Annotated in this window: 16 protein-coding genes; 12 read left to right on the top strand and 4 right to left on the bottom strand. The window is 40.8% G+C overall.

Annotated elements, in window-relative coordinates; all coding sequences use genetic code 11:
* The first annotated feature begins 15 nt into the window (after nucleotides 1-15).
* The 7 genes from B5G52_RS01605 to B5G52_RS01575 all read left to right on the top strand — a co-directional run bounded on the left by B5G52_RS01605 (nucleotide 16) and on the right by B5G52_RS01575 (nucleotide 7442).
* The gene (locus B5G52_RS01605; RefSeq protein WP_087530961.1) at nucleotides 16-669 is read left to right on the top strand and encodes a riboflavin synthase; all 654 of its coding nucleotides are present in this window, start codon (nucleotides 16-18) and stop codon (nucleotides 667-669) included.
* 69 nt (nucleotides 670-738) lie between these two features.
* Nucleotides 739-1851: a bifunctional 3,4-dihydroxy-2-butanone-4-phosphate synthase/GTP cyclohydrolase II gene (gene ribBA, locus B5G52_RS01600; RefSeq protein ID WP_087530960.1), complete on the top strand. Its 1113-nt coding sequence runs from the start codon at nucleotides 739-741 to the stop codon at nucleotides 1849-1851.
* An 81-nt stretch (nucleotides 1852-1932) separates the two neighbouring features.
* Nucleotides 1933-2397 carry a 6,7-dimethyl-8-ribityllumazine synthase gene (ribE, locus tag B5G52_RS01595; RefSeq protein ID WP_087530959.1) on the top strand — a complete coding sequence of 155 codons (465 nt, stop codon included), beginning with the start codon at nucleotides 1933-1935 and terminating at the stop codon, nucleotides 2395-2397.
* Nucleotides 2398-2412: 15 nt separating this feature from the next.
* Nucleotides 2413-2823 carry a transcription antitermination factor NusB gene (gene nusB, locus B5G52_RS01590; RefSeq protein WP_087530958.1) on the top strand — a complete coding sequence of 137 codons (411 nt, stop codon included), beginning with the start codon at nucleotides 2413-2415 and terminating at the stop codon, nucleotides 2821-2823.
* A gap of 45 nt (nucleotides 2824-2868) precedes the next feature.
* Nucleotides 2869-3843 carry a thiamine-phosphate kinase gene (gene thiL, locus B5G52_RS01585; RefSeq protein ID WP_087530957.1) on the top strand — a complete coding sequence of 325 codons (975 nt, stop codon included), beginning with the start codon at nucleotides 2869-2871 and terminating at the stop codon, nucleotides 3841-3843.
* On the top strand, nucleotides 3840-4325 hold the full coding sequence (locus B5G52_RS01580; RefSeq protein ID WP_087530956.1) for a phosphatidylglycerophosphatase A: 486 nt from the start codon (nucleotides 3840-3842) through the stop codon (nucleotides 4323-4325). The genes thiL and B5G52_RS01580 overlap by 4 nt, the downstream gene beginning before the upstream one ends.
* Nucleotides 4326-4355: 30 nt before the next feature.
* Nucleotides 4356-7442: a ligand-binding sensor domain-containing diguanylate cyclase gene (locus B5G52_RS01575; protein ID WP_087530955.1), complete on the top strand. Its 3087-nt coding sequence runs from the start codon at nucleotides 4356-4358 to the stop codon at nucleotides 7440-7442.
* A 34-nt stretch (nucleotides 7443-7476) separates the two neighbouring features.
* On the opposite strand, the gene dxs is transcribed toward B5G52_RS01575, so the two are convergent.
* The 3 genes from dxs to B5G52_RS01560 all read right to left on the bottom strand — a co-directional run bounded on the left by dxs (nucleotide 7477) and on the right by B5G52_RS01560 (nucleotide 10577).
* Nucleotides 7477-9339, bottom strand: a complete 1863-nt coding sequence (gene dxs, locus B5G52_RS01570) for a 1-deoxy-D-xylulose-5-phosphate synthase (RefSeq protein WP_087530954.1) — start codon at nucleotides 9337-9339, stop codon at nucleotides 7477-7479.
* Between the two features lie 104 nt (nucleotides 9340-9443).
* A complete protein-coding gene (gene ispA / locus B5G52_RS01565) occupies nucleotides 9444-10331 on the bottom strand; it encodes a (2E,6E)-farnesyl diphosphate synthase (RefSeq protein ID WP_087530953.1) in 888 nt (295 codons plus the stop codon).
* Nucleotides 10332-10334: 3 nt separating this feature from the next.
* On the bottom strand, nucleotides 10335-10577 hold the full coding sequence (locus B5G52_RS01560) for an exodeoxyribonuclease VII small subunit (RefSeq protein WP_087530952.1): 243 nt from the start codon (nucleotides 10575-10577) through the stop codon (nucleotides 10335-10337).
* 302 nt (nucleotides 10578-10879) lie between these two features.
* Between B5G52_RS01560 and pomA the strand changes: the two genes are divergently transcribed.
* The 4 genes from pomA to B5G52_RS01540 all read left to right on the top strand — a co-directional run bounded on the left by pomA (nucleotide 10880) and on the right by B5G52_RS01540 (nucleotide 15169).
* The gene (gene pomA, locus B5G52_RS01555) at nucleotides 10880-11647 is read left to right on the top strand and encodes a flagellar motor protein PomA (RefSeq protein ID WP_087530951.1); all 768 of its coding nucleotides are present in this window, start codon (nucleotides 10880-10882) and stop codon (nucleotides 11645-11647) included.
* Between the two features lie 2 nt (nucleotides 11648-11649).
* Entirely contained in the window at nucleotides 11650-12570 is a 921-nt protein-coding gene (locus tag B5G52_RS01550) for a flagellar motor protein MotB (RefSeq protein WP_087530950.1), read from the top strand.
* Nucleotides 12571-12721: 151 nt separating this feature from the next.
* Nucleotides 12722-13207, top strand: coding sequence for a hypothetical protein (locus B5G52_RS01545; protein WP_087530949.1), 486 nt, complete (start codon nucleotides 12722-12724; stop codon nucleotides 13205-13207).
* Between the two features lie 51 nt (nucleotides 13208-13258).
* Nucleotides 13259-15169: a DNA topoisomerase III gene (locus B5G52_RS01540; protein WP_087530948.1), complete on the top strand. Its 1911-nt coding sequence runs from the start codon at nucleotides 13259-13261 to the stop codon at nucleotides 15167-15169.
* Between the two features lie 13 nt (nucleotides 15170-15182).
* Here B5G52_RS01540 and B5G52_RS01535 read toward each other — a convergent pair whose 3' ends face one another.
* Nucleotides 15183-16493 (bottom strand): M20 family metallopeptidase, encoded by a 1311-nt coding sequence (locus B5G52_RS01535; RefSeq protein WP_087530947.1) that lies wholly within the window; start codon nucleotides 16491-16493, stop codon nucleotides 15183-15185.
* Nucleotides 16494-16578: 85 nt separating this feature from the next.
* Here B5G52_RS01535 and B5G52_RS01530 point away from each other — a divergent pair, with 85 nt between their 5' ends.
* The gene (locus B5G52_RS01530) at nucleotides 16579-17436 is read left to right on the top strand and encodes a tetratricopeptide repeat protein (RefSeq protein ID WP_087530946.1); all 858 of its coding nucleotides are present in this window, start codon (nucleotides 16579-16581) and stop codon (nucleotides 17434-17436) included.
* Nucleotides 17437-17976 lie beyond the last annotated feature (540 nt).

The raw sequence follows: 17976 nt of genomic DNA, 5'->3' as shown, positions 1-17976 counted from the left end.
TTGAGAGTAACCACTATGTTTACTGGTATTATTGAAGCAACTGGGGTCATTAGCAATTTGCGAAAAACCCAAGGCGATTTAGCTATACGAATTCAAAGCAATGACTTAGATATGTCGGATGTTAAACTCGGCGATAGCATTGCCACCAATGGCGTGTGTTTAACCGTAGTTGAAAAACACCAAGATGGCTTTAATGCTGATTTATCTAATGAAACAATCAGCCTAACGGGGTTTGCACATTATCAACAAGGGCAAAAAGTTAATCTTGAAAAAGCCATGCAGCCAGTATCTCGTTTGGGCGGCCATCTAGTTTCTGGGCATGTTGACGGTATTGCTACAATTACCAGCATCACAGCAAATGCACGTGCAACAGAGTATTGGCTTACAACAGATGCTGAGCTAATGAAGTATATACCTTATAAGGGCTCGGTGTGTGTTGACGGTATTAGCTTAACGGTTAACGCTGTTGAGGGGAATAAATTTAAGCTCACTATCGTTCCTCATACAGCAGAACAAACAACGATTGCTGACTTTAAAGTAGGCACTCAAGTAAACTTAGAAGTTGATCAAATAGCCCGTTATTTAGAGCGCTTGATCAAAGGTGCAGAACTACCTGCAGGTTCAGATATTTCAATGAGCTTATTAGCTCAAGCCGGTTTTATGAAGTAATAACCAAACCAACTCGAGATACGAATTGGTTTGGCTAAATAGACTCCACAACTTAATTATGAGTAGATTATGAATTTACACAGCGCACAAGAAATTATTGATGACATTAAAGCCGGTAAAATGGTTATTTTAATGGATGACGAAGACAGAGAGAATGAAGGCGATTTAATTATTGCTGCTGAGCATATTAGTGCTGAAGCAATTAACTTTATGGCGACTCATGGTCGAGGCCTTATCTGTTTAACGATGACACAAGAACGCTGTGAGCAGCTTGATTTACCATTAATGGTTAAAAATAATGGTGCTGCATTTTCTACTAATTTCACTATGTCGATTGAAGCATCGAAAGGCGTGACGACAGGTATTTCTGCCGCTGATCGTGCGCGTACAGTACAAGCTGCCATTGCAAAAGGTGCAGTTCCATCAGATATCGTACAACCTGGGCATATTTTCCCAATAATGGCTCAGCCTGGCGGCGTCCTAACGCGTGCTGGTCATACAGAAGCTGGTTGTGATTTAGCGCGTTTAGCAGGTCTTGAGGCATCGTCGGTGATTGTTGAAATTCTCAATGCAGATGGCACTATGGCGCGTCGTCCAGATTTAGAAATATTCGCAAAAGAGCACAACATTAAAATTGGTACTATCGCTGATTTAATTGAATACCGTAACATCAATGAAACCACAATTGAGCAAGTTGCTAAATGTAAGCTACCGACTCAACATGGTGAGTTTGACTTAGTAACGTATAAAGACACAATTGATGGTCAACTCCATTACGCTTTATTAAATGGTGAAATTAAAGCCGATGAGCCAACGCTAGTACGTGTTCACTTACAAAGCACCTTTAATGATGTTTTATTATCAGATCGTAGTGCCGACCGAAGCTGGGGTTTATCAGAAGCCATGGCTTATATTGCAAAGCACCAAGGTGCGTTAGTTATTCTTGGTAAACAAGAGTGCACAGAAGAGTTAGAAGCGACGGTAAAAGCATTTGCTGCAGAAGATGTGGGTGAGAGTGTTAGTCATCGTAAATTCCAAGGTACATCGCGGACTGTTGGCGTGGGATCACAAATATTGGCTGACTTAGGTATTAAACAAATGCGCTTGATGAGCCGACCGAAAAAGTACCATGCACTTTCTGGCTTCCACCTTGAAGTGGTTGACTATGTAGAGCCGCAATAAGCTAGGCTATTTTTTTATTTTTATGCTATGATGCGCTGCAATTTTTGCGCAATCGCTTGAACTTATTTTTAGGGTTATCGAATGAAAATTATCGAAGGTAATAAATACGCTCCGGGCAAGAAATTTGCCATTGTCATTTCACGCTTCAATGACTTTATTGGTAGCAGCCTATTAGCAGGCGCTGTTGATGAATTAAAGCGCACTGGTGGTGTATCAGAAGACGATATCACTGTGGTATATGTACCTGGTGCGGTTGAGTTACCTTTAGCAGCGAAACGCGTTGCAGCAAAAAAAGAGTATGATGCAATCATCGCCTTAGGCGTTGTGATCAGAGGTGGTACACCACACTTTGACCTCGTTGCTGGCGAATCAAATAAAGGCTTGGCACAAGTGTCGCTTGAGTATGATATCCCGGTTGCATTTGGCGTATTAACCACAGAGAGCATTGAGCAAGCGATTGAACGCGCTGGCACCAAAATGGGCAACAAAGGTGGCGAAGCTGCTTTAGGTGCGCTTGAAATGGTTAATGTGTTAGATAAAATTTAAGTTTAAGGAATTTTTGTGAAACCAGCAGCAAGACGTAAAGCACGTATCTTAGCACTTCAAGCCGTTTATTCTTGGCAACTAAGTGGCAATGCAATTGCCGATATCGAGCAACAAATGTTGATCGAAAACGACGTGACTAAAATCGACGTTGAATATTTTAAAGACCTCGCTCGTGGCGTTGCTGTAAATAAAACGCAACTTGACGAAGCTGTTTCTCCACACCTTACCCGTCCATTTGATGAGTTAGATATGGTTGAAAAGGCGATCTTACGTCTGAGCGCTTATGAGCTAAAATTCCGCGAAGATGTACCATACAAAGTAGCAATCAATGAAGGTATTGAGCTTGCTAAAATTTTTGGCGCAGAAGACAGCCATAAGTTTGTCAATGGTGTATTAGATAAAGCAGTTAAGCAATTACGTAAGTAATCTTACTGCAAAAAGGAGAGCCGGCATAGGCCGGCTTTTTTGTGTATGAAGGAATTTGAATTAATTAACCGCTACTTTAAAGGTCGTGGCATTACACGTCGTGATGTAAACCTTGGAATTGGCGATGACTGCGCTTTAGTAACTGTCCCTGAGAACTGCCAGTTGGCAGTAACCACTGATACCTTAGTGAGTGGCGTACACTTTTTTGATGATATTTCTCCCCGAGCTTTAGGGCATCGCGTTTTAGCGGTCAACTTAAGTGATTTAGCTGCAATGGGCGCTGAGCCTACTTGGGTATCTGTTGCACTAACATTACCTAATATTGATGTTGAATGGCTCGAAGAGTTCACCGAAGGCATGCATGAAATTGCCGAATATTTTAATGTACAAATAATTGGTGGTGATACCACTCAAGGTCCACTATCAATCACTATTTGTGCAAAGGGCACCATACCACAAGGTACCGCATTAAGACGCGGCGGCGCAAAGGTCGGTGATTGGATTTATGTTACCGGTCCCTTGGGAGACGCGGGGCTAGCCATTGAAGCGCGTAAGCAAGGCATTGATGTTGCTCCAGAGCACCTTCGCTATATCAATCAACGCTTTGACTACCCGACTCCACGAGTTGCAGCAGGGCAAGTCTTAAGAGGAGCTGCTTCAGCTGCTATTGATATCTCAGATGGCCTTATGGCTGATTTAGGTCATATCTTAGCAATGTCTCAAGTAAGCGCACATATCAACGTGGATAAAGTGCCGACCTCAGACGCAATGCGTGATACGCTAAATAAAACACAGCAACTACCTTTTATCTTAAATTATGGTGACGACTATGAACTCTTGTTCACCGTTCCTGATAACAATAAAAGTATGTTGGAATTAAAACTGCGCCAATATGGAATTGAAGCAAGCTGTATTGGCCAAATTAAAAGTGGTGAAGGGCACATCGAGCTGATGCTTGATGGTGAAAAGCTTGAATATCAAGAAACAGGCTTTGAACACTTCTCCAAGGAGCCGGTTTGAGTAACCCTGCAAAATTTAATTTAAAGCGCCCACATCAATTTTTTGGTTTGGGCTTTGGTTTAGGACTAGCACCTAAAGCTCCTGGTACATTTGGCACCTTTGCAGCCCTGCCGTTTATTTTTATGACCATGCACTATCCACTTTGGTTACAGGTAGTTTTTGCTATAGTGATCAGTGTGTTCGGTATTTGGGCTTGTGGCAAAACGGCTGACGATTTAGGCGTTCATGATCATCCAGCTATTGTTTGGGATGAAGTCGCCGGGTTTTATATTACTATGATAGGGGCAGCACTAAGCTGGCAATCTCTACTTGTTGGTTTTTTATTGTTCCGCTTTTTTGATATCGCCAAGCCAGGTCCTATTCGTATTCTAGATAAAAAAATGCATGGTGGTGTTGGTATAATGGCCGATGATGTTTTAGCGGGTATATTTTCGTTAATTTGCGTGCAAGCACTTTTAAAAATAGGCTACCTACCCCTTTAACCCTAGTTTTTGCAACGAGGTATTGACGTTATGATGCGATTTTTTTTGGTTGTTGTATTACTGTTTTGCAGTATGCCAAGCAGTGCGTCAATTACCGACTATGTAGTAAAACAATGGAATATTCAAAACGGCTTACCCTCGCAGTCTTTAAAGAGTGTTGTTCAAGATGAGCAAGGCTATATGTGGCTAGGTACGCAGTTCGGCTTGAGTCGATTTGATGGAAATACCTTTACTAATTACAATACGTTAAACAGTCCTTTCTTACCTAGTAATGGAATCAATAAGCTACTTATTGATAGTGATGGTAATTTATGGGTCGGTACTAAAAATGGCGTTGTAGTATTAGATCCGCAAACAATGGCTGCACAAGAGTTTACTGTTAAAGGCCCCGTTCGTGATGTGCTAGAAGACTCACGCGGTGGGATTTGGATTGCGGCAAATGGTTTGTACTTTGTTCCCCGTAATCAAATCAACCTAAGCAGCAATAACAATCAACTTAAAGCTAGTGTTAATGCGATTGCGGTTAAACAAATAGCGGGCTCTGTCAGCCAATTAGCCTTATCACCCGAAGGCATCTGGCTCGTTAATGAGCGCCAACTGCTTCGTTTAACTAACTCTTCATCTGACTTTGCAAAACTGCGTTTAGAGCTCACCGCAAAAGTGTCATTACCTGAGCGTGTAGCGCAAACCATTATCCATGATCTAGCTTGGCTTGAGGGTAATCTTTATTTGGCGTCAGAGCTTGGCGCTTACTTCCTTGATTTAGATGATGAGCTAAGACCGTTTCCTTTACCGAATGCTAACAGCACTGCTGTATACAAATTCATGAGTGACTCAGATGGCGCACTGTGGATTTCGACTTATGGCAGACTATTATTTAGGGATAATTCAGGTGAGTGGCAGTGGGTTGAGCCGAGCCAGTTAGATCAAAGTATCTGGTTTGCAGATTTATATAGAGATAATGACAACAATATTTGGCTTGCAAGTTTTAGCGAAGGACTTTGGCTTGCTCATGAAGGACGAATAGAGCGTCATTCTGCTATATCGCAAATGACCGAAGCGGTTATGGCTATTACTCAAGCACCAGACGGACGACTTTGGGTTGCTAACCGCAGTGGTGTAGGTTACTTCGATTTAGATAAAAACTTCATCAATAAAATCCCAAGTAATCAATATGGTAGAGCTGCCGTTCATGATTTACATTTTGATGGTGGGCGCTTATATATAGCCACTGGGAGAGGGGTGTTCTTTTATGAAAACAACAGTTTATTTGCAGTTCCTGGTCGCGCTTTAAGAGATAACCCGGTGTTTGCTATTAGCAATTCAAGCAAAGGAGGATTGTGGATCGGTACGGGTCGAGGCATGTATCGGTTAAGTTATGGTGGCATAACGCCATTCGCCTATAATGCTTTTTTAGGTAGTAAATTTATTACTTATGTTCTTGATAAAGCAAATTTTGGTTTAATCGGAACGAGTAAAGGCGCTTATTACTTTACTGATCGAGGGATTGAAAAAATAGGCGACCAAACATCATTAGATAGTGCCTATGTTACTAGTATTTTGCATATTGATGGTGTGGGTATTTTGATAGGGTCTTTAAACGATGGCTTATTTTATCGAAGTACTGCAGGGCATTGGCGCCAACTTGATGCTACCGATGGCTTACCTTATGGCTCTATTTTTAGTTTACGTTACGACGAAAAGTTCAAACGCATTTGGGTAAGCACCATGAAAGGCGTTTACCGAATGCCTGTTGAGCAGTTCAGTGCTGATATTGAAAGCTTAAAAGTAGAGCAAGTGATTTCATCATTTGATCGTCAGTTAGATGGTAAAGCAAGTCAATGTTGTACTGGTTTGGGTCATGATGCTGTAGCTGAGCAGGGAAATTCAATATGGTACCCCAGCCTTCAAGGGGTGGTTGAAATTCCAAAAGATATTGAGTTGTTTGGCGTTAAGCCGTTAAAACCTAAAGTCGAAAGTTTGACAACTAATTTACGTCAGTTAGCCACAGCAGCGTTAGGGCGTAGTCCTGCATTAGACACTGATGAACGCGATGTAACATTAAAGTACACCGCTATAGATTATTATGCTCCAACAAGTATTGAATTCCGCTATCGCCTTAGTGGTTTGGACAGTGATTGGCGTTATGCAAATACTCGCAGAGAAGCTATTTATACTAATTTACCCCCGGGCGCATTTTTATTTCAGCTTGAAGCAAAACGCCAAGGGGAAGGGTGGCAAAATGCCCAGCGAACAGAGTATTCTTTTATGGTACCTCGACGCTTTGATGAGACCGTTTATTTTAGACTATTGATAACAAGTTCCTTTGTCTTGTTATTTTATTTAGTGTTTTGGGTGTTCAAAAAACAAGAACGGCGCAAACAGGCGGTACTTGAGAGCTTAGTCACAGAACGCACAGGTGAACTACGTCAGGCAAATGATAAGTTAAATCAGGTGAATTCACAGCTTAAGCTTGTCAGTCACTCTGATGAGCTTACAGGGCTTAGAAGCCGACGCTTTTTGTTTGACCAACTGCCAAAAGATATTGAACATTTTCAACGTAACTCTCAGTCTCTTCAGGCTCAGGGTAAATCACTGGTTCTACTGATAATTAACTTTGATAATTTTAGCCGAATTAATGATGCATACGGACCAATAGGTGGTGATAGCTGCTTACAACAAATGGCCGCATTATTAAATTCACGTACGCAAGGGTCTGATTATGTAGCGCGTTGGAGTGGTGATGAGTTTTTACTGTTACTACGTGACTTTAAACGAAGCGCGATAGGCAGCTATGTTTCAGAGCTCTGCAAGGCCATTGCTGAACATGCATTTAAGCTGCCTAATGGCGAAAGCATTAACTTAACAGCCTCGATTGGCTTTTCGTTCTACCCATTGCCTTTACTTGGTGGGCAAGTGATTGGCTGGGAAACATCTGTTAATTTAGCGGATATGGCTCTGCACCAAGTTAAAAAGCGCGGTGGTGATGGTGTTGCCAATATTATCTTTGATGACCAATTAGATGCGTTTGAATTTGAGCAAACCAATAATGTTGAACAGCAACTTAGTGTATTACAAGCTAATGGCTTGGCAGATATAAAAGTGTGGATGCGATAGTAAAAAGGAGCTTAATAAGCTCCTTTTTGATTGTTTAAGCAATAAAGCTTTTTATACTGTTGAGTATACCTTGTGGACTTAACCCCATTTCGTCATGCATTTGCTCTTGCGTGCCATGCTTAATGAATTCATCCGGAATACCTAGGTTTAAAATGCTTACCTTTGCTTTCACTGCAGCTAAATACTCATTAACTGCAGAACCAGCGCCACCAACAATGGCGTTATCTTCAAGGGTTACAATGGTATCGTGGTCGCTAAGTAGTGAATCAATCAAATCGGTATCTAAAGGCTTAACAAAACGCATATCGACAAGGCTTGCCGTGAGCTTTTCAGTTGCCATGTGCGCATTTTCTAGTAATGTACCAAAAGATAAGATTGCAACTTTACTACCTTGTTTAATCACTCGGCCTTTACCGATTTCAAGAGAGGTCATTTGCTCAGTGATTTCGCTACTACCGGCACTGCCACGAGGGTAGCGTACAGCAACGGGCTGATTGCATTGATAGCCAGTATACAGCATTTGACGACACTCATTGGTATCGCTAGGTGCCATAATGATCATATTGGGAATACACCGCATAAAGCTTAAGTCATAAGCACCTTGGTGTGTTTCGCCATCAGCGCCGACTATTCCTGCACGGTCAATGGCAAACAATACCGGTAAGTTTTGCAGCGCCACATCATGAATGAGCTGATCATACGCGCGTTGTAAAAAGCTTGAATATATTGCAACGACAGGTTTTAAGCCTTCACAAGCAAAACCAGCTGCTAAAGTAACTGCGTGTTGCTCTGCAATAGCGACATCAAAGTACTGCTCAGGGTGCTCTTTTGAAAAGCGCACCATACCGGAGCCTTCACGCATGGCAGGGGTAATTGCCATTAGCTTGCTATCTTGGCTTGCCATATCACAAAGCCAGTCACCAAACACTTTTGAAAAAGTTGCAGCTCCTGGTTTTGATTTTGGTAAGCTTGAAATGGCAGGATCAAACTTTGGTACGCCATGGTAACCAATAGGGTCAGCTTCAGCAGGCTTATAACCTTTACCTTTTTGCGTTTTAATATGCAGTAACTGTGGCCCTTTTAAATTACGCATATTACGTAATGTATCAACCAACATAGTGACGTCGTGGCCATCAATTGGGCCAATATAATTTAACCCAAGCTCTTCAAAGAAAGTACCCGGGATCACCATGCCTTTTAAATGCTCTTCCATGCGACTGGCCAATTCTTTTACTGGCGGGACCCCTGAAAGTAACTTTTTACCGCCTTCACGGATATTGGTATAAAAGCTGCCAGATAAAATGCGAGCAAAGTGGTTGGTTAAAGCACCCACGTTTTCAGAAATCGACATTTCATTGTCGTTTAAAATGATCAGCATATCTGATTTGACATCACCTAAGTGATTCATAGCTTCAAACGCCATACCAGCTGTGATGGCGCCATCACCAATCACTGCTACTGTTTTGCGTCCTTTGCCTTCTTTTTGCGCAGCAATAGACATACCAAGGGCTGCAGATATAGAAGTGCTTGAATGACCGACACTGAAGGTGTCGTATGCACTCTCATCACGATATGGAAAAGGGTGCAAGCCATCCTTTTGGCGAATTGTGTGCATTTGGTCACGACGACCGGTAAGAATTTTATGTGGGTAGGCTTGATGGCCTACATCCCAAACTAATCGATCTTCAGGTGTATTATAGACATAATGTAAAGCTACAGTGAGTTCGACAGTTCCTAGGCCTGATGCTAAATGACCACTACTTTGCGACACTGAATTAAGTAAATAATCACGTAGCTCATCGCTAAATGCAGGTAGTTTGTCTTGCGCTAAATCACGCAGCTGGGCTGGTTCGTCAACCAAGCCTAATAATGGATACTTGCTACTATCAAGTGTCATGATTTTTAATACATCCTTCGCTAACCAGAAGTTATTATAACCCAATGTTACTCTGGTTTATTAGTTATTTTGTACGTCTTTAGCTGTTTGGTATTGAGCTATGCTTAATAATCGCGTTCAACAATATATTTGGCTAAATTTTCTAGTTGCTCAGTATCTGCATCTATTTTTGCTAAAGCTTCGAGTGCTTGATTTAATAGTTGTTGTGCTTTTTGTTTAGCCCCAGCAAGGCCTAGCAATGCCGGGTAGGTTGCTTTATTTGCTGCAATGTCCGAACCTTGTGGTTTTCCTAGAGTGAAGGTGTCACCTTCGACATCAAGAATATCGTCCTGTACCTGAAAAGCCAAGCCAATAGCATTGCCAAATATTGTCAATTGTTTCAGAGTTTGCTCATTAACACTCGGTGCGCTTAATGCTCCAAACGTTATTGCACAGTTTAATAATGCACCTGTTTTAAGTTTATGGATTCTCTCAAGAGCAGCTAAATTAATTACTTGATCAGTGGCAGCTATATCCAACGCTTGTCCGCCTACCATACCTTCAATACCTGAAGCTTTACTTAATGCGGCAATCATTTTTACTTGTTGGTTCGCAGGTATTTTGAATTCATGGTTCGCGATTAAATCAAACGCTAGTGTTTGTAAGGCATCACCAGCTAAAATAGCGTGTGCTTCACCATAAACTATATGGCAAGTAGGTCTACCTCGGCGAAGTTCATCATCATCCATTGCGGGTAAGTCATCGTGAACCAATGAGTAACTATGAATGCACTCAATTGCAGCCGCAAGGATGTCTAAATCTTGTTTGTTTGCACCAAGCATTTTTCCTGTGGCATAAACAAGAAAAGGACGGATACGTTTACCGCCATTTAAAATGCCATAATGAGTGGCTTCTTTAATGCTATCTTCTGTATCAAGAGGCTGCGAAAAATATCGATTTAGTGTTGCTTCAACATCTTGTCGAGCAGATTTTATCTGTTGTTTTATTAGCACCGACTATTCCACATTATTATTAAAATTGCTTAACGCTGCCTGGGGATCATTACCCATTAAAATAGCCACTTTTTGTTCTGCTTGTTGGAGCTTATTAGACGATGCATTTGCTAAAGCTATTCCGCGTTCAAACTGTTTTAATGATTGTTCAAGCGATAAATCACCTTGCTCCATGCCTGTGACGATTACGGTTAATTCTTCAAGTGCTTGCTCGAAGCTCAAGTTTTCAGGTTTTTTAGTCGCCATAGTGGATTTTACTTAGATGAGATAAATGTGAGGCCAATTTTAGGGGGAATGCTAAACTAGGTCAAAGACTGATGCATTTTTTTTATGTATTTTCGTTTTATGGCGACATTTTAATTAGCTGAACCTAGGGTTAACCCTTGCGGGTTGGGGCAGTTTGATTAGAATGACACTATAATAGGCAGTAAACTTAAATCATTTATTTAACTAAATGATTTAAGTAATTCAATGTTTTGCCGATAAGCAGTTAATAATAAAAGTTTGTTACCTTAAGTAGCAAAATAGCAATTCCTCTGGAGGGGTAAGTGGATTTAGCAACCATTATAGGTATTCTCGGAGCAATTGGCTTAATCGTGATGTCGATGGTGCAAAGTAGTAACGGTGAAGTTGCTATGTTTTATAATACGCCATCAGTTGTCATTGTATTTGGTGGCTCGATTTTTATCGTATTGTCAAACTACACTATGGGTCAATTTTTAGGTATTGGTAAAGTGTGCGCTAAAGCGTTCATGTTTAAAATTGAATCTCCAGAAGAGTTGATTGAAAAAGCGGTAGAGCTGGCAGATTCAGCGCGCAAAGGCGGTTTTTTAGCCCTAGAAGAAGCTGAAATACCCAATGCATTTATGCGCAAAGGGGTTGATATGCTAGTTGATGGACATGATGCCGATGTAGTACGTGCGACTTTACAAAAAGATATTTCGCTTACTACCACACGTCATGAATCCGGCGCGGGCTTATTTAAAGCACTGGCAGATATTGCTCCCGCAATGGGTATGATTGGTACATTAATCGGTTTGGTGGCTATGCTTTCAAACATGGATGATCCTAAAGCGATAGGTCCTGCAATGGCTGTTGCATTATTAACGACTTTATACGGCGCCTTTTTAGCTAATGTTATCGCCATTCCTATCCAAGTTAAATTAGAGCTGCGTAAAGAAGAAGAAGCAATGAATCAGCGACTTATTCTAGATGCCGTACTGGGAATTCAAGATGGTCAAAATCCAAAAGTAATAGAAGGTATTTTGAAAAACTACCTTGCTGAGTCTAAACGCAATGTGGATACCGAGGAGTAAGCATGTCTGAGCAAGAGTGTAAATGTCCACCTCCAGGTTTACCTGCTTGGATGGGCACATTTGCTGATTTGATGTCATTATTAATGTGTTTCTTTGTACTCTTGCTCGCATTTTCAGAAATGGATGTGCTTAAGTTCAAACAAATAGCTGGCTCGATGAAGTTTGCTTTTGGTGTGCAAAACAAAATAGAAGTTAAAGATATTCCTAAAGGAACCTCCGTGATAGCAATGGAATTTACCCCAGGTAAACCAGAGCCTACACCAATTGAGACCATTCAACAGCAAACTGTTGAAATGACACAGCAAATGCTTGAGTTTCAAGCTGGGGATGAAAGTTCAGCGGGTGGTCGTCAAGAGCAGCGTGGTAATAAACGTGGTGGTGAGTCACAAAGTACCGCTCAACAGCAAGCATTAGATCAAGCCTCAGCTTCTGCAGATCAAGAGCAAGTCAACGAACTGGTTAAAAAGATAGCTCAGCAATTAGAACAACAAATCATGGATGGCGCAATTGAACTTGAATCGCTAGGTCAGCAAATCATTATCCGTATTCGTGAAAATGGCTCATTTCCATCAGGGAGTGCTTTTTTACAGCCCCGATTTAAGCCTATTATTCAAGACATAGCGACTTTATTAAAAGATGTACCCGGTGAAATTACGGTTTCAGGCCATACCGATGATTTCCAAGTATCTAATGAGCTATACACCAATAATTGGGATTTGTCTTCAAAACGAGCGGTCGCGGTTGCATCTGAAATGCAAAAAGCTCAGGGTTTTGATAAGAGCAGAATGGTCGTTGTAGGGCATGCTGAAACGCGACCTCTGGTACCAAATGAGTCAGATGCCGACAGACGACGTAATCGCCGCGTTGAAATTTCCATAATGCAGGGTAAAGCGAAAGAGTCCGACCCAATCGAAGTTAGGTGATGATGCTTGGCAAAGTACCGATTTTAGCATAAAGTAAATGCTCCTTAGCAAGTGTAACGGAGTGACTTATGAAAAAGATTGATAAATATAGCTATATGCCCGGTAATGGTTCAGGTGGCGATGATGAAGAAAAGAATGTTAAGTAACGCGAATGCTTAATTGGGTGAACAATTTAATTTTTGTACTTGAACATAGCTGGGTGCTGTTTTTGCTCCCAGCTATTTTTATATTCTATCTACGTAAGGATTGGTTGGCATTTCGCTTCGCTTTGATTACAGCAGTGTTCTTTTTGTATGGCGCAGTGATTTATTCAAGCTTAAGAGAGTTTGATGACCCATATATTTGGCGCTATGTTGTCTGGGCATTTAACGATTTAGCGTGGATGGCCTTGATTGCTTATTTAGGCATTAAAGATAAGGTTTATCTTTGGCAAAGTGTGCTCGGCCAACTTGTAGTTATAGCTGCACCTTTATTACAGCTATTTCGCTTAGTAGATCGTCATCTTTGGGATCTCTCTTACAGTACTATGATGTACAAAACCCTTCTACCAATCATTAACATTGCTACAGTAGTCATCTGCTATTTACCACTGATTTATGTATTACTGCGCAAACCTCAGGTTAATATTTCCCAGTAAATTTTTTTGTGCTAAACTACTGTTTATATAAACAGTTGTTATGGTCCAGGTGTGAAATTATACATTGCTGAAAAACCTTCCCTTGGTCGTGCTATTGCCGATGCTTTACCCAAGCCACATAAAAAGCATGATGGCTATATTGAAGTTGCTAATGGTGATTGTGTTTCTTGGTGCATTGGCCATTTGCTAGAACAAGCTGAACCTGATGACTATAGCGAGCAATATAAAAAGTGGCGCTTTGATGATTTACCTATCATCCCTGAGCAATGGCAATTAAAAGCTAAAACAAAAACTCGTAAGCAGCTTACGGTACTTAAAAAGTTAATTAAACAAGCAGATCAACTAGTGCATGCTGGTGATCCCGATAGAGAAGGGCAATTACTTGTTGATGAGGTGATTGAGCAAGTTAAGCTTAGCCAAGCCAAAAAACAACAAATTCAACGTTTATTAATCAGCGATTTAAATATTAGTGCGGTAAAAAAAGCTTTGGCAAATATGCGTATCAATCGTGATTTTATTCCACTAAGTGTCTCTGCACTGGCCCGCTCCCGTGCCGATTGGTTATTTGGTATGAATTTAACCCGTGCATATACCTTAGCTGGGCAAAAAGCGGGATTTGGTAATGTGCTTTCTGTTGGGCGCGTACAAACACCTATTTTAGGGTTAGTAGTCAATCGTGATAATGAAATTGCTAATTTTGTAGCAAAGCCATTTTATGAAGTGTTTGCTCATTTAAATACTCAGGAGCAACAAAAATTTACAGCTAAGTGGCAACCAAGCAAAGCGTGTGAACCTTATCAAGATGAAGAAGGACGAGTACTGCATCGAGGCCTTGCAGAGAATGTAGTATCAAGAATAGCAGGACAAAAAGGCGAGGTTACGGCACTTGAGCAAAAACAGAAAAAACAACAAGCCCCTTTACCTTATAATTTATCAGCCCTGCAAATAGATGCAGCGAAAGCGTTTACGATGCCTGCACAAAAAGTGTTAGATATTTGCCAAACGTTATATGAACGCCATAAGCTCATCACCTATCCTCGCTCAGATAACCGTTATCTTCCAAAAGATCACCACCGAGAAGCTGCAAGTATTGTTAAAGCGATTGCCAGTAATGGTGGTCAAAGTGAAATTCATTGTAACCAGGCCGATACCAGTAAGCGTAGTAAATGTTTTAATGATGCAAAGGTAGCTGCGCATCACGCCATCATTCCTACCGCTAAACAATTAAAGTCGGTAAGCTTAAACTCAGACGAAGCAAAGGTATATAGCCTAGTGTGTCGGCATTACCTCATTCAGTTCTACCCTGACTATATATTTAATGAAACAAAGGTTGAGGTAACTATTGCTGGTGGTTTATTTAAAGCAAATGCTAAGCAAGAGGTCAGCTTAGGTTTTAAAGTACTCATGGGTAAATCAGAGCTAAAAGATCAGCAAACTTTACCGCCGTTAGTTAAAGGGCAAATGCTTAACTGTAGCCATGGCGAAGTGGTTGATAAAATGACGACCCCGCCAGCTCATTTTACAGATGCAACTTTGTTAAGTGCCATGACGGGAATAAGTCGTTATGTGAAAAATCCAGATATCAAAAGAATTCTTAAAGACACCGATGGCTTAGGGACTGAAGCAACCCGTGCAGGTATTTTGGAGCTTTTATTCAAGCGCCAGTTTTTACAACGCCAAGGTAAAACTATTTTAGCCACTGAAACAGGAAAAGCTCTTATAGGAGTATTACCTGAAGGTTTAGCAAGCCCAGATTTAACGGCAAAATGGGAAGCCTCATTAGGTGACATTGCAGAACAGCGTATGAGCTACCAACAGTTTTTAACTCCGTTATTAAATGATTTATCACATTTTATTGGACAAGCAGGCCAATGTAATAGCCAAGCCTTTGCGCAATTACCAAAAACGCCGCAAAAGCGACGTTTTAAGAGAAAAGCTAAACCAAAAACAAAATCGGCCTAATTACAAACTCGATTTAGTTATTAAACAGCGCAACGGCTGCATTACTCATCGCTTTAATACCAGTAGGAAGAGCGACCTTATAATCTGGGGCGAACTTACTCGAATGCAATGACGGTAGAGTCTGCCCGGATTTTTGTGCTGCAGTATATTGAGATTGCTCTACGCCACCGAGCCAAAATAACGTGATAGGAATATTTTGTTCGGTTCGGCCATATAAACCAAAATCTTCGCCAGCCATAACCGCTTGCGTTTCTAGCACGTTATCTTTGCCAATGGCTGAGCTAATCGCATTACGTACAATATTAGTTTGCTTAGGGTTATTATATGTTGATGGAATTGACTCATCTTCATGTACATATACTTCTGGCATGAGCGATTTGTCTAAGCCTGCGCTTAAAGCAATTCCTTGTGAGATTCGTTTAATCGCGGCAATTTGCTGTAAACGTACTTCTGGGTTATAGCTGCGTAATGTAAGTTGTAGTTTTACTTCGTCAGAGATCACATTGTGCTTAGAACCCCCATGAATAGAGCCAACGGTTATAACAGAAGGTTCTAGCGGAGAAAGTTCTCGGCTAGTCACAGTTTGTAGTGCTAATACAATACGTGATGCTATAACGACAGGATCAATAGTCGTGTGTGGGTAAGCGCCGTGACCGCCTTTCCCTTTTACTGTTATATCAACAGAGTCAACACTGGCCATAGTGTATTCGTTTTTCATACTCACTTTACCAGCCGGAACACTAGCGCTTACATGTAAGGCAATCACGTGATCAGGTGTAGGGAACTTAGAGAATAAGCCTTCTTTTAGCATCGCTTTTGCACCACCACCGACTTCTTCAGCAGGTTGCGCGACCATCATTAATGTTCCCTGCCAGGAATCTTTATGCTGAACGAGCTGTTGTGCCGTGCCAATAAATGAACTCATATGAATATCATGGCCGCAGCCATGCATAACACCAACTGTTGCACCTTCATCATTAGTAACCGTGACGTTAGATGCATAGGATTTTCCTGTTTGTTCAATAATCGGCAAGCCATCAGTGTCAGTGCGGATCATCACTGTTGGGCCATTACCATTTTTATAAACTCCGACAACACCAAAACCACCTACATTATCAGTAACCTTAAAACCAAGTTGTTTTAGTTGGTGAGAAATTTTTAGACCAGTTTGTTTCTCGTGGTATGAAAGTTCAGGAGATTGGTGTAAATCTAAATAAAACTTTTCGAGAGCGGGCATGGTTTTATCTAGGTTCAGATCTAACGTTGTGGCACCCGTTAACGGGCTAATAAAAAGTAAGGCTGCATATACTTTGTGAAATTTCATAAAAGACCTTTTGGCTGGTGGCTTGTAATTATTGTTATCGACACCATATAAAACCCTAAATAGTCTGATATGGCAATCAATCGCAATGAATAATATGGTAAATGTTAATCCACAAAACCTTCAGCAAGTATTAGGTGAAACTTCTCAAGAAAAGCTTGTTCTGCTTAGTTTCTATTCGGCACAAAGCCCTGAGTGTCAGTCGCAAGCTGCTATTTTAGATAAAATAGCTAGTGAATATGGCGAGCATTTACTTGTTGCGACACTTGATTGCGATGTAGAGCAACAGTTAGCAGCTCAATTAGCTCAGCAAATAGGCTTGCAAACACTACCAACACTTGTGTTTTTAAAAGACTCCGCTCCGGTAGATATGTTGCCTGGTGCGCAAACAGAGCAACAAGTTAGAGACGTTTTATCAAAGCACTTACCGGCACAACATGAGTTATTATTGGAACAAGCAAAGCAAGCTCTCGTTGCGCAAGATTTAAATAGTGCATTTAATTTTGCAAAGCAGGCTTACGAACTAGATACGACTAATGCACGTATTAAATTAGTGCTAGCAGATATTTGTATTCAAATTCATAAACTAGATGATGCTCAAGCTTTACTTGATACAGTTGGTGAAAGTGAGCGTGATGCGTATTACACAAATATTCGTGCTAAGTACGAACAAGCGCTTGAAGCGACCGATTCGCCAGAGATAAAAGCATTGCAATTAAAAGCAGAGCAGCATCCGAATGATTTAGAAATTAAAGTTGAGCTAGCTACTGCACTTGACACAGCAGGGCGCAAAGAAGAAGCATTAGAAACATTGTTTAGTATTTTAAAGAAAGACTTAAACTTTGCAGATGCCAAAGCAACCTATCTTGCAGTTATAGCATCATTACCTGATGGTGATAGCTTAGCAGCTAAATATAGAAGAAAGCTCTACAGTATCCTGTATTAATCAATTTTAAGCATCATAAACTCAAGCGCTGTTAATTAATGGCGCTTTTTTATATCTAAAACTTGATAAATACAAAAATTAGATAATACTTAAATTCCTCTCTAGAAATCTTTGCTGATATTTTAATCAGTTAATGACACCTTTTAGGTGTTTTAGTTTGTTTTTCAAACGAATAGATTCTTTTTTTAAGTTTCTGACTAAAAACGCTTGCGTAAAAATCTGTTCTCCCTATAATGCGACCCCACTGAGACGGCAGAGCAGGCAACGCTTAGCGAGGCAAGCAAGTCACTTAGTAAGTCGAGTAAAACTTGAGTTTAGATTTTTAAAAAAAAGTTTAAAATTAAGTGTTGACAAAAAAATAGGAAGGCGTAACATGCGCAGCCCTAGCGACGTAAAGCAAAGCGCTTTAATCGCAACGTTCTTTAACAATATAAAGCAATCATCTGTGTGGGCACTCGTACAGATTGAGTTCTAACAGCCGAGCTTAACTTTCTTTTAGATAGCTAAGCAAGGCAAAAAATTTAGAGTCTCAATTGAAAC

Origin of the sequence: Pseudoalteromonas sp. A601, from assembly GCF_002165575.1 — a bacterium.
Taxonomy (GTDB): Bacteria; Pseudomonadota; Gammaproteobacteria; order Enterobacterales; family Alteromonadaceae; genus Pseudoalteromonas.
This window is presented reverse-complemented; position numbering and strand designations above follow the sequence as displayed.